The organism is Amycolatopsis sp. (assembly GCF_036008905.1).
Lineage (GTDB): Bacteria > Actinomycetota > Actinomycetes > Mycobacteriales > Pseudonocardiaceae > Amycolatopsis.
The window spans coordinates 1-12,094 of record NZ_DASYMU010000190.1 but is presented as its reverse complement, the minus strand read 5'-3'; the positions used below and the strand labels follow the sequence as shown (position 1 = coordinate 12,094).

10 protein-coding genes are annotated in these 12,094 nt (G+C 69.6%); 6 read left to right on the top strand and 4 right to left on the bottom strand.

Features of this window, described 5'->3' with window-relative positions; translation table 11 throughout:
• Nucleotides 1-30 precede the first annotated feature (30 nt).
• The gene (locus VGP60_RS31585; protein ID WP_327551806.1) at nt 31-699 is read left to right on the top strand and encodes a TetR/AcrR family transcriptional regulator; all 669 of its coding nucleotides are present in this window, start codon (nt 31-33) and stop codon (nt 697-699) included.
• A 58-nt stretch (nt 700-757) separates the two neighbouring features.
• On the opposite strand, the gene VGP60_RS31580 is transcribed toward VGP60_RS31585, so the two are convergent.
• On the bottom strand, nt 758-1,354 hold the full coding sequence (locus VGP60_RS31580) for a TetR/AcrR family transcriptional regulator (RefSeq protein ID WP_327551805.1): 597 nt from the start codon (nt 1,352-1,354) through the stop codon (nt 758-760).
• A 133-nt stretch (nt 1,355-1,487) separates the two neighbouring features.
• Between VGP60_RS31580 and VGP60_RS31575 the strand changes: the two genes are divergently transcribed.
• Nucleotides 1,488-2,507, top strand: a complete 1,020-nt coding sequence (locus VGP60_RS31575) for an aldo/keto reductase (protein WP_327551804.1) — start codon at nt 1,488-1,490, stop codon at nt 2,505-2,507.
• Between the two features lie 23 nt (nt 2,508-2,530).
• A complete protein-coding gene (locus VGP60_RS31570; protein ID WP_327551803.1) occupies nt 2,531-3,403 on the top strand; it encodes an LLM class flavin-dependent oxidoreductase in 873 nt (290 codons plus the stop codon).
• A 39-nt stretch (nt 3,404-3,442) separates the two neighbouring features.
• Here VGP60_RS31570 and VGP60_RS31565 read toward each other — a convergent pair whose 3' ends face one another.
• Nucleotides 3,443-3,994: a hypothetical protein gene (locus VGP60_RS31565; protein WP_327551802.1), complete on the bottom strand. Its 552-nt coding sequence runs from the start codon at nt 3,992-3,994 to the stop codon at nt 3,443-3,445.
• Between the two features lie 267 nt (nt 3,995-4,261).
• Here VGP60_RS31565 and VGP60_RS31560 point away from each other — a divergent pair, with 267 nt between their 5' ends.
• Nucleotides 4,262-5,002, top strand: coding sequence for a carbonic anhydrase family protein (locus VGP60_RS31560; RefSeq protein ID WP_327551801.1), 741 nt, complete (start codon nt 4,262-4,264; stop codon nt 5,000-5,002).
• A 54-nt stretch (nt 5,003-5,056) separates the two neighbouring features.
• Here VGP60_RS31560 and VGP60_RS31555 read toward each other — a convergent pair whose 3' ends face one another.
• Nucleotides 5,057-5,443: a hypothetical protein gene (locus VGP60_RS31555; RefSeq protein WP_327551800.1), complete on the bottom strand. Its 387-nt coding sequence runs from the start codon at nt 5,441-5,443 to the stop codon at nt 5,057-5,059.
• 106 nt (nt 5,444-5,549) lie between these two features.
• Entirely contained in the window at nt 5,550-6,182 is a 633-nt protein-coding gene (locus VGP60_RS31550) for a response regulator transcription factor (RefSeq protein WP_327551799.1), read from the bottom strand.
• Nucleotides 6,183-6,387: 205 nt separating this feature from the next.
• Between VGP60_RS31550 and VGP60_RS31545 the strand changes: the two genes are divergently transcribed.
• Entirely contained in the window at nt 6,388-9,246 is a 2,859-nt protein-coding gene (locus VGP60_RS31545) for an ATP-binding protein (RefSeq protein ID WP_327551798.1), read from the top strand.
• Complete coding sequence (locus tag VGP60_RS31540; protein ID WP_327551797.1) at nt 9,243-12,074, top strand: AAA family ATPase; 2,832 nt, start codon at nt 9,243-9,245, stop codon at nt 12,072-12,074. The genes VGP60_RS31545 and VGP60_RS31540 overlap by 4 nt, the downstream gene beginning before the upstream one ends.
• Nucleotides 12,075-12,094 lie beyond the last annotated feature (20 nt).

Sequence of the window (12,094 nt, the reverse complement as noted above, 5' to 3'; positions counted from 1 at the left end):
CAAGGGACCGTCGGTCTGTAGAGTAGGGGGATGACGTCTTTCAAGCGCGCGCGCAGTGAGGAACAGCGTGCGGAACGGCGGCGCGTGATCCTGGAAACAGCCGGCGCGATGCTCGGCGAGATGCCGGTCGCGCAGCTGAGTCTCAATGAGCTGAGCCGCCGCGTCGGGCTGGCGAAGTCGAACGTGCTGAACTACTTCGAGTCCCGCGAAGCCGTCCTGCTGGAACTACTGGACGCTGCGACGCTGGAGTGGCTCGGACAGCTCGAGGGCGCGCTCGCTGCCGTCGATCCCGATGCCAAGCCGTCCGAACGTGGCGACCAGGTGGCCGCGATAGTCGCGAAGTCGCTTTCTGTTCGCCCGGTGCTGTGCGACCTGGTGAGCGCGCAAGCCGCCGTGCTCGAGCACAACGTCTCCCCGGAGGTCGCCGCCAAGTACAAGCGCACCGCGATCGCGAACGTCGGCGAGTTCGGGCGGCTGATCCTTGCCCGGTTGCCCGAACTCGGCGAGCACGACGCGATGCGGTTCGCCAGCGCCGCCATCATGGTGACCGGCGCGGTGTGGTCCCACGCGCGCCCGTCCGCCGCGATGCTCGTCGTCTACGAGCAGGACCCGGCCATGGCCGCCCTGCGCCTCGACTTCACCATCACTCTGCGCGAAACCCTCGAAGTCCTCATCTCAGGCCTGCTCGCCCGCTCGTGATGCCCTCAACAACCTCCGCCATCTGTCGACAGATGGCGGTAGTTGCGGACGCGGGGTATCACGTGATGCCGACATCTGGTGGCGCCTGGCGCAGGCCTGCGATGAGGAGTTCGACCAGCCGGCGTGCGTCGTAGCGGGGATCCTCCGCGCCGATGCAGAGGTTCCCGACGCCGCGCATGAGCTCGAAGGCCTTCAGATCGGATCGGATCTCGCCGGAAGCGGCCGCGGCGTCGAGCAGCTGGGTGCACACCGGTACGAGGCGGTCGAGGAAGTAGGTGTGCAGCGTGTCGAAACCGGCGTTGTCGGACTGCAGCACAGCGGCGAGGCCGTGCTTGGTGACCAGGAAATCGACGAAGAGGTTGATCCATTGCCCCAGCGCGGCGTGCGGGGTCGCGCTGGTCGCCAGCAGGACCGGGCCGGCCTCGGCGCAGGCTTCGACCTGGTGCCGGTAGACGGCGATGATGAGATCCGCCCGAGTCGGGAAGTGGCGGTAGATCGTGCCCACCCCGACGCCGGCCTTGGCCGCGATGTCGCGTACCGGCGCTTCCACGCCTGACATGACGAAGATCGCGGCGGCCGCGTCGAGCAAGGTCTCCTCGTTGCGCCGGGCGTCCGCCCGCTTGGGCCGCGCCGCGCCCTCGTCGCTGTCGTTCACCGCGCCACTCCTCTGATCACCCGTGCTTGCTAAACGGAACAAGGTTCCGTATCGTTACCGGAGCAAGGTTCCGCTTGCTCATGATGCCAGAGCGGAGCCCGGCGACCAAACCAGGCAATGGAGGAACACTGTCATGCAGTACCGCACGTTGGGCCGCACCGGTGTGCAGGTCAGCTCGCTCGCGCTCGGCGCGATGAACTTCGGCCAGATCGGGCGCACCACCCAGGACGAGGCCACCGCCATCGTCGACGCCGCGCTCGAGGGCGGTATCAACATCATCGACACCGCCGACTGGTACAGCGGCGGCGAGTCGGAAGAGATGGTCGGCAAAGCCATCGCCGGGCGCCGCGACGACATCGTGCTGGCCACGAAGGCGAACATGCCCATGGGCGACGAACGCAACCATCAGGGCAGTTCGCGTCGCTGGCTGGTCACCGAGCTGGACAACAGCCTGCGCCGGCTCGATGTCGACCACGTCGATCTCTACCAGATCCATAGGTGGGACCCGAGCACCAGCGACGAGGAGACGCTGTCGGCGTTGACCGACCTGCAGCGCGCGGGAAAGATCCGGTACTTCGGCTCGTCGACTTTCCCCGCGTATCGCCTCGTGCAGGCCCAATGGGCCGCCCGCGAAAATCACCTCAGCCGGTACGTCACCGAGCAGCCCGGCTATTCGATCCTGCAACGCGGCATCGAAACCCACGTCCTGCCTGTGGCCGAGCAGTACGGGCTCGGCGTGCTGGTGTGGAGCCCGTTGGCTTCGGGCTGGCTGTCGGGTGCGATCCGCGAGGGGCGGGAAATCGCCACCAGCCGCTCGAAGACCCTGCCGCAACGCTTCGACACCGCCATCCCCGCCAACCGGGCCAAGCTCGACGCCGTCGAGCAGCTGGCCAAGGTCGCCGCCGAGGCCGACCTGACCATGATCCAGCTCGCGCTCGGCTTCGTGACCGCGCATCCGGCCGTGACCAGCGCGATCATCGGCCCCCGCACGCTGGACCACCTGCACTCGCAGCTCGCCGCCGCGGACACGGTGCTTTCCGCCGACGTCCTCGACGCGATCGACGCCATCGTCGCTCCCGGCGTCGACCTTGCCGCGGGCGAAAAGTTCGACACCCCTCCCGCCTTACTCGACCCGGCCCTGCGCCGCCGCTGATCGTCGAAAGGATCACCAGTTCCATGACGCACACACCCAAGCCCGGTTTCGGGATCTTGACCGCCCCGATGCAGGTCGGCTACCACGACATCCTGCGAGTCTGGCGCGAGGCGGACGCGATCCCCGAGATCGAGCACGCGTGGCTGTTCGATCACCTCATGCCGATCGGCGGCGCCCCGGACGGACCGATCCACGAAGGCTGGACACTGCTCTCGGCCCTCGCCGCGCAGACCGAACGCCTGCGCCTCGGCCTGCTCGTGACCAGCAACCGCTTCCGGCCGCCCGCGATGCTGGCCAAGATCGCCACGACCGTCGACATCGTCTCCGGCGGACGGCTCGACTTCGGGATCGGCGCGGGCTCACGCCCCAGCCACCCGCTGGCCCGGCGCGAGTACGACGCACACGGCCTGCCCTACCCCGACGCCGCGCACGCCGTGGGGAGCCTCGCCGAAGCGTGCACGATCATCCGGCGGTTGTGGACCGCGGCCGAACCGTTCGACTTCGACGGCAATTACCACCAGCTCGCCGGAGCGTTCGGCAACCCGAAACCCGTCCAGCGCCCCCACCCGCCGATCCTCATCGGCGGACGCTCGTCCGCGACGCTGCGCGTGGTCGCCGAGCACGCCGACGTGTGGAACATCCCCGGCGGCGACATCGACGACGTCGTCAGCCGCAGCGCGTTGCTGGACCGCTACTGCACCGAGATCGGCCGCGACCCCGCCTCGATCACCCGCTCGATCCACCTGCCCGTCTCCTACGGCCAGCCCGGCAGCACCCGGGGCGAGATCGGCAAAGCGATCGACGCCGGCTTCCGGCACTTCGTCCTCGGCATTCCCGCGCCCTACCCCGCCGACATCGCACGCTGGGTCACCGACGAACTCATCACCACGGCCTAAACGCGACCTGCGCGCCCGGGTGCGATCCGGGTACGGAAATCAGCAGGCGGGCGGCAGCCAGCCCGGGGTGGTCACGACCCGCTCCGGGGTCACGGACATCTCGTTCGGCCGCTGCGGGGTGCCGACCCCGAAACTGAACCCGACGAGCGCGCCGGGGCAGACCCGTAGCCCGCTGGGGCCGCCGCCGGTCTGGGTGCCGCGCCACGCGACCGGGTCGATCCCGACGCGCCACACCTTCCAGTAGGGCTTGCCTTCTTGGTGTCCCGCACAGGCGTCGGCCGTGGCGGGCAGGTTTTCGACGCGGCAGACGTGGTCGCGCTCCTCGTACACGCCGGCCTGCTCGCTGGTGTGGATCGTGAGACCGGCCCGGTCGAGTGCCGTCCGCGCGGTGCCCGGATCGCCGGAAACGCAGCGCACCACGACTTCGGGCCGGCCCGCGCCGGTCAGGTCGGCCGCGACCGTCACCCCCTCGGCCGAGGTGCACGCGCCCGCTTTCCAGGTCGGAGCGGCGGTGGCGGGGAGGGGAGTGGCGAAGGTGAAAACGAGGACGAGGACCACGGAGAGGCGCCGGAGCGCACGCTGAGCAGACACGCCGCGAACACTACAGGTAGTCACCCGGACGCACATGGTAAGCAATTTCCCGATAGTCGGGAATAAGAGTAATGCGGATCACTGTCGTCAATGTCCGGTAATCGGCTTTTCGCCGGTATTTGGCGGGAAACACCCTGTTTTCCCTACTTGTGGAACGATCTTCCCGGCCAGAAGATATGGCGACTCAATTGAGTTTCACCCGCCTGGGCGAGGCTTGATTGTCCGGAAGGATCATCAGGTTCTTTCGGTTTCCGAAAGGTTCACAGCGTGACCCGTAAAGGCCTTGGCGCCATCCTGATCCCGTTGGCTCTCGCCGTGACCGTGGTGACGACCGGCGGAACCGCCGCCCAGTCGCAGACCCCGGCGCAGAGTCCGATCAACGTCACGGTGGGCTCGATCAAGATCGATCCGAGCCAGCCCAAGCTCGACATCTCGTACGGCCACTCCGACCTGGAGCTGGAGTACATCCGCAAGGACGCGGCCAATCCCGCCGGTTGCACCACCCGCGACCACGAGGAGACCGAAGAGGCCATCGTCACGCCCGGCGCCGCGCACGTGACCTTGGCGGGGGTGCGGTACGAGCTGGAGCAGTTCCACTTCCACACCCCGGCCGAGCACCGGTTCCAGGGCCGTACCGATCCGCTGGAGATGCACTTCGTGCACCGCAGCGCCGCGGGCAAGCTCCTGGTGATCGGCGTCCCGCTGCGTGCGGGTCATTCGTCCACTGTGGACAAGGTGCTGGCGACGCTGGCGCCCGAATGCGGCGAGTCCGTCGAGCTGCACGACATCAACCTCGACTCCCTCCTGCCCGCGAACCGCAGCACGCTGCGGTACAACGGTTCGCTGACCACCGCGCCCTTCACCGAAGGCGTGCAGTGGTTCCTGACCGCGGAACTGACCGTGTCGCCGGCGACGATCGCGCGTTTCCAGGGCCTTTTCACCAGTGGCAACGCCCGCTCGACCCAGCCGCTCAACGGCCGGACCGTCACCGAGGTCCCGCAGTTCTGAGGTGATTCCCGAAACGAATTGAGGGCCTTCCGTTGCCGGGAGGCCCTCAATTCTTCATTCCGCCGGGTTTTCCGCCAGATGGGAAAGCAGCTGCAGTCGTTCGTAGGACGGGGAATCGCGTTCCGCGTGATAGGTGATGAGCATCTGGCCGGAAGTGCCGGGGAGGGCGAGTTTTTCGTACTGGAGATCCAGCGGCCCGACCTGCGGATGCAGCAGGAGCGTGGTCCCGCTCGTCTTCTGCCGGACGTCCTGGCGGGCCCACAACGTCCGGAACCGGTCGCTGCGCAGGCTGAGCCCCCCGATCTCGGCGTCGGTGTCGAGCCGCAGGGCGCGGGCGATGTTGTCGAGGACTTGCTCGGAGGGGTGCTGGTCACGGCCCGCTCGAGGCGCAGGTAGTACTCCGCGCTGGTGTCGGCGAGCAGCGCGACTTGCCGTAACCATGATCCCAGCTACCAGGCACAACGAGATGTCGACATCTCGCGTGGGCGTCAGCCTAAGTCCTTGTGGCGAGGGCGGGTCACGACGCGCGGACGTCGTGACGGATCATTCAGATGACACCGGAACGCAGCGCGTAGGCGACGGCGTGCTGCCTGTTCCGCAGGTTGAGCCGGGTGGTGACCTTGTGGAGCACGCTCTTGATCGTGCGCTCGGAGTAGCCGAGTTTCTTCGCGATCTCGGCGGTCTCCCTGCCTTCCGACAGCAGGCGCAGCACGTCGACCTCGCGGGAGCTCAGGCCGTCGGCGTTCAAGCCCTGCGGTGCGAGCACCTCCCGCTGCAGCGACCGGATTCCGTTGAGCAGCTTCCCCAGCAGCGCGGGGGACATCATGGCGTCGCCGGTGGCGGCGCCGAGCAGGGCCGGGGTCAGCCTGCTGCCGACGGCGTTGTGGCGCGGCAGCACGGCGACCACATGGCAGCTGACCAGTGTGAGCAGCGCCCTTTCGTCGATGTCGTCGGCGACCAGCACGACCGGGGACCCGACGGCCGCGGCGGATCGCCGCAGATCGATGACGGTCTCGGTGGACACCCGGTCGGTCACGAACAGGATCACATCCACCTCGTCGGCGCGCCCGCCTGCCACCTCCAGCTGTGGCCTGGACTCGAGATACGCCCTCAGTCCGGCCCGGACCAGCGGGTCCGACGCCTGAACGAGCACTCGTACCTGGTTGACAACCTGATTCATGGAAAGCCCCTCCGCGGACATTCGCGACCTCCTGCCGGTGGTCCACCGGCGTTCCCGTCCGATGTTGTAGTCAGTGGCCTTGCGTGTTGCATCGTGGTGGAACCGCAACTTTTAGTTCGACATGGTGTTTCCCGGCGTCGATCGATACCGAAAAGAGCCCGGTTTCGAGGTATCTGGCCGTTTTCGCGGCGGGTGACGGCTCCGGGTGTTCGATCGCTACAGTGCAGCCGACCGCCGAGGGGGGCGGGTAAAACCGAGGGCAGGGGTAGTCGTGAGGGAACAGTTGTATCCATTGGCAGGTCGAGGCGCCGAGGTGAACGCTGTTCGGGGCTTACTCGGCGCCGGGTCGGCGCGCCTGGTCTTCGACGGCCCCGCGGGTATCGGGAAAACGGCTTTGCTGCAGGTTACCGCTGATCTGGCGGCCGGTTCCGGGGCCACCGTGCTGTGGGCGCAAGGACGCCCGCACGAGCGCGATTTCGCCTTCGGTGTGGTGCGCGGACTTTTCCGGTCCTATCTGGCTACGCTGTCCGAAGAGGACTGTGCCGCGCTGCTGTCCGACTTGGCGAGTCCGGCCGCCGCGGTGGTCCTTCCCGAAAGCACAGAATCGGCGGAAGTCGAAACTTTCGTGATGCTGCACGCGCTTTACTGGCTGACCGTGCGGCTCACCGAGCGGCGGCCGCTGATGCTGGCCGTCGACGATCTGCACTGGGCCGACACCGCCTCCCTGCGGTGGCTGCTCTACCTGGCCCGGCGCGCCGACGCGCTGCCGCTGGTCATCGCCGCCAGCTGGAACACCGGTGAGCCCGGCACAGACTCGGAATTGCTGGGCGAACTCGCCGAAACGCTGACCCCCGTGTCCGTCGGAGCGCTGACCGGCGACGAAGTACTGGAGCTGACGGCGGGACGCTTCGGCCGCGAGCCCTGCCCGGATTTCCTCGCCGCCTGCGAGCGCGCCACCGAGGGAAATCCGTACCTGCTGCACTCGATCGCGACCGCGTTCACCGCCGAAGGCCTGGCCCCGGACGAAGAAGGCGTCGGTTATCTCGCCGATCTCGGGCCCAGCGACGTGTCGGAGTGGGTCCACACCAGCATGCGCCGCGGCTCCGCCGACGCGGTCGAACTGGCGAAAGCGCTGGTGGTGCTCGGTGACGGCACCGACCTGGCGACGGCCGCCGCGCTGAGCGGGCTGACCCTCGACGCCGCGGGGGAGGCGGCGGATGTGCTGGCGGCGCTGCGTTTCCTGGCCGGGGACCACCCGTTGCGGTTCGTGCACTCGCTGGTCCGCAACGCCGTCGATCAAGCCATCCCGCCGACGGAACGCCTTGCCACACAAGGCAAAGCCGCGCGTCTCCGGTACGCGCAGCGGCGACCGGCCGAGGAGATCGCCGCCCACCTGCTGGCCGGGGACGACATCGGGGAGCCGTGGATCGCCGCCGTCCTGCGTGACGGCGCCCGGACGGCCACGCGGCGCGGTGCGCCGGACGTCGCGGTGACCTACCTGCGACGCGCCTTGTGCGAGCCGCTGCCGGATGAGGACCGTGCGCCGGTGCTCATCGAGCTGGGCCAAGCCGAACTGGCCGTGGACCTCTCGTCGTCGGTCGCCCATCTCACCGAGGCCTTCGAACTGACCGAAGACCCCGAGACCCTTTGCCGGATCGCCGCCCCGCTGGCCTCCGCGATGATCCAGCGCGGGGACATCCGCCCCGCCTCCGACCTGCTGGACCGCGCGGTCGCCAGGATCGGGCCCTCGCACGTCGACCTCGTCGACCGGCTCGAAGCGACCAGCCTGGTCCACCGGCAGCGCGTTTTCGAACCGGACTGGGAGGACCGGGCCAACCGGCTGGCCGAGTCGTCGCAGACCGGGAACCAGCGGATCGCGCTGGCCACCATCGCCGTCGACGAAGGCCTGTCGGGCGGCTCGCGTGCCAAGGCCGTCGCCCTCGTCGAACGGGTTCTCGCGCTCGGGCCGCCGACCCAGTTCTGTATGGTGGCCAACTCGCTGGCGGCCGGCGTGGCCGTCTTGGCGGGCAGGCTCGACCTGGCGGACGACTGCGCCGCCGGGTTGTTCGAGTTCGCCCACGCGACGGGTCTGCCCGCCGCGGCGGAATGGGCGCACTACGTGGTGAGCCGGATCGCCTACGAGGAAGGCAGACCGGTCGACACCATCGAGGAGCTGATGATCGGCAGCGAGATCGAGGAGTCGATCAACGGCACCCGCGGGCATCCGGACTTCCACGCCGCGCATACCGAGTCCCTGCTGGACCTCGGTGACCTCGGCGGCGTCACCACCCTGCTCGAAGAGCTCGGGCTCGCCGGTGACGGCCCGGTGACCGGCGCTGTCGCGGCGTCCGTGCTGAGCGCGCGGGGGCGGCACCGGATGCGCACCGGCGACGTCAAGGGCGCGCTCGCGGACCATCTCGCCCACGGCCGGAACCTCGGGCAGGCGAGGAACGTCAATCCTGCCATGTCGGACTGGCGGTCCCGTGCCGCGCTCGCCCACCATCGCCTCGGCCAGACCGCCGAGGCGAAAGCGCTGGTCGTCGAAGAAATGGAGCTCGCGCGCGACTGGGGAGCTCCGAGACCGCTCGGTATCGCGCTGCGGTCGCTGGGCATCATCGACGACGACGTCGAACCGCTGCTCGAATCCGCCGAGGTGCTCGGCGGGTCCACCGCGAAGCTGGAACTCGCCCGCACCCTGCTGTGCCTCGGCCTCGCCCAGCATCGGCGCGGCCGGGTCGAACAGGCCCGATCCCAGCTGCGGCAGGGCTACCGGCTGGCGACGGACTGCGGGGCGACGGCCGTCGCCGAGGAACTGGGCGCGGCGGTCATCCTCGCCGGGGGACGACGTCCGCGGGTGGTGCGTGCCGCCGTCCAAGCCCTCACCGCGCAGCAGCGCCGGATCGCCGAGCTGGCCGCGGCCGGGGCGACCAACCGCGAAATCGCCGAGCGGCACTACCTCAGCCTGCGGACGGTCGAGCATCATCTCACCGGCGCGTACCGGGTTCTCGGCGTCGAAGGCCGTGAGGAGCTCGCGACAGCGCTCGCTACGACGGAGACTGCATGAGTACGCCGATGTTCGGCCGGGACGCCTTGCTCGCCGCCGCCGGCACCGTGTTGAGCGAGCTGGCCGCGGGACGCCCGGAGCACTTCGTCCTCAACGGGGTGCCGGGTGTCGGCAAGACCGCCCTGCTGCGCAAGGCCACCGAACAGGCCGTGGCCAAGGGCTGCCAGGTGCTGCGGGCCCAGGCACACCCGTTGGAACAGGACTACGCGTTCGGTGTGGTGCGCCAGCTTTTCCAGCCGGCGCTCGCCGTGCTCACCGACGCCGGCCGCGACGGGATTCTGAGCGGGGTCGTGGCGCCCGCGAACGCGGTGGTGTGGCCCGGCGGGGGACCGGGCGTCGAGCCGGGGGACACCGGTTTCGCCGTGCTGCACGCGCTCACCGCGTTGGCCGGACGGCTGGCCGAGCTCGCTCCGCTGGTACTGGTCGTCGACGACCTGCAGTGGGGCGACGGCGCGTCGCTGCACTGGTTGTGCCAGTTCCTGCGCGGGACCGACGGCACCCGCGCGGTGCTCATGACCGCCCGCACCACCGGGCTGCACGGGACGCAGGACGACCTCGTCGAAGAGCTGGTGGCGCGCCTTTGCCCGGTGGGTGTGGGCGGACTCGCCTTGGCCGACGTCGTCGCGTTCGCGGCGGCGGTCTTCGGTACCGAGCCCGAGGACGTCTTCGTCGAAGCCTGTCACCGCGCGACCGGGGGCAACCCGTTTCTGTTGCGGGCCTTGATGTCCGCGCTCGCCGAGGCCGGGGTGTGCCCCGATCGGGAGGCCATCGGGGCGGTGACGGAGTTCAGCTCGCAGCGCGTCTCGACCTGGGTGCTCACGCGCATCCGGCGCGCCGACCCGCGTGGTGCCGCGGTCGCGGAGGCCGTGGTGATCCTCGGCGAGGACGCGGAGCTGCCCGAGGTGGCGGCGCTGGCGGGCATCGGCGTCGAAGAGGCCGGACAGGCGGCGCGGGCACTGTCCGGGATGGGGCTGATGTACAGCTGGACCGCGTTGCGGTTCGTGCACTCCATCGTGCGGGACGCGGTCGACGGCGAGATCCGGCAGGGCCGCCGCCGCGCCGCGCACGCCCAGGCCGCGCGGATCCTCGAAGGCGGGGACCACGAGCCGGAGCAGGTTTCCGCGCATCTGCTGGCGTGCGACCCGATCGGGGAGCCGTGGGCGGCCGATGTGCTCCGGGCGGCCGCGCGCACCGCGTTGAACCGGGGCGTTTCCCAGGTTTCGGCGCGCTATCTGCGTCGGGCGCTCGAAGAGTGTCCGGCCGGAGCCACCCGGTTCGAGGTGCTCGGTGAGCTCGGGTGCGCCGAACTCGGCGTCGACGTCCGTGCCGCGTCGGCGCATCTCACCGAGGCCTTCGAAGGACTCGCCGTGCTGCCTGAAGACGAACAGCCGGAAGCGGCGTTCGTCGCGCAGGTCGTCACCGATCTCACCGAGGCCAACGGAGTCTGGTCACCGACCGGTGGCGTACCGGACCGCGCCGCCAGGGACCTCGCCGAACGGGCGCCCGAACTCGCCGTCGCGATGGACGGGTTCGGGATCGCCGCCGGGATGAACTTCCCCGGGTTCCCGCACGCCGAGCGGCTGGAGCGGCTGCGGAAGATGGCGGTGGGCTACCCCGATCCGGAACGGTTCGCCGCGACGATGACGGCCCAGTACCTGTCCGCGCTGGGGGAATCGCGCGAGGAGGCGGTGAAACAGGCCCTGCGCGCGAACGAGATGTCCGACGACCGCTCGGCGATGGCCCTGCTGGCGTATCTGCACGGCTGCATCGTGTTCAACCGGGCGGAAGAGTTCGAGCTGGCCTCGCGGTACGTCGAAACCCTGGTGAACACCGCGCCGCTCGCCGGGAAGCCGCTGTTCGCCGAGTACGGCCACGGGCTGGGCGGAGTACTGGCGTTCCACACCGGGCGGCTGGCCGACGCGGTCGACGAAATGCGGGCGGCCATCGCCATCCGCGACAGTGTTTCGCGAGGCGCGGTGAGCCCGTCCTCGTGGGAGGGCACGCTGATCCGCGCCGAACTCGCGCGCGGCGAAATCGTTGCCGCCGAAGCGATCCTGGCGTCGGTCGGAGCGATGGAGCAGTGGCAGCCGTTCTACTACGCCCCGGTGCTGCTGGCCGGCCGCGGCCTGGTGCGGGCCCATCTCGGCGATCTCGAAGGCGCGCTCGCCGACCACCGGGAATCCGGGCGGCGCCAGGCCGAGTTCGAGGTCATCAACCCGGCGGACAATCCGTGGCGGTCGCGAGCGGCGCTGCTCTGCCACCGGCTGGACCGCCAGGGGGAGGCGGAGGAACTCGTACGCGAAGAGCTCGCCCTCGCCCGGACCTGGGGCGCGCCCGGCGCGATCGGGGTCACGCTGAGCGCGCTGGGCCGGGTCACCTCGGATATCGAGCCGCTGGCGGAATCGTTGGCGCTGCTGGAAAACACCCCGTCCAGGCTGCCGTACGCGGCATCGGCGTTCCATTTAGGACTCATGCACCACCGCGCCAGTCACCGGTCGGACGCGCGTGCGTTTCTCGAAATCGCCCACCGCGTCGCCACCGAATGCGGCGCCGACCGGCTCGCCGAACAGTCCGCGCAGGCGCTCACCAGAGTCGCCGGGCGGCGGCCGAACGCGCCGAAGTTCGGGGCGGAGGCGCTGACCGCACAGGAACGGCGGATCGCGGAGCGTGCTGCTCTGGGGGCCGGGAATCGGCAGATCGCGGAGGAGCTTTTTCTTACGCTCCGGACTGTTGAGCACCACCTGACGGCGGTTTATCGGAAACTCGGGGTGGAGGGGCGGGCCGGGTTGGCGGGGCTCGGCGATGGGGACTCTTCGGCGGGGCCTTGATCCCGGTGCGGATTCCCCGA

Excerpts from the sequence above, each read along its gene's own strand:
- VGP60_RS31540 (WP_327551797.1), top strand. The coding sequence starts at position 9,243 with ATGAGTACGCCGATGTTCGGCCGGGACGCCTTGCTCGCCGCCGCCGGC.
- VGP60_RS31570 (WP_327551803.1), top strand. The coding sequence starts at position 2,531 with ATGACGCACACACCCAAGCCCGGTTTCGGGATCTTGACCGCCCCGATG.
- VGP60_RS31575 (WP_327551804.1), top strand. The coding sequence starts at position 1,488 with ATGCAGTACCGCACGTTGGGCCGCACCGGTGTGCAGGTCAGCTCGCTC.
- VGP60_RS31550 (WP_327551799.1), bottom strand. The coding sequence starts at position 6,182 with ATGAATCAGGTTGTCAACCAGGTACGAGTGCTCGTTCAGGCGTCGGAC.
- VGP60_RS31585 (WP_327551806.1), top strand. The coding sequence starts at position 31 with ATGACGTCTTTCAAGCGCGCGCGCAGTGAGGAACAGCGTGCGGAACGG.
- VGP60_RS31555 (WP_327551800.1), bottom strand. The coding sequence starts at position 5,443 with ATGGTTACGGCAAGTCGCGCTGCTCGCCGACACCAGCGCGGAGTACTA.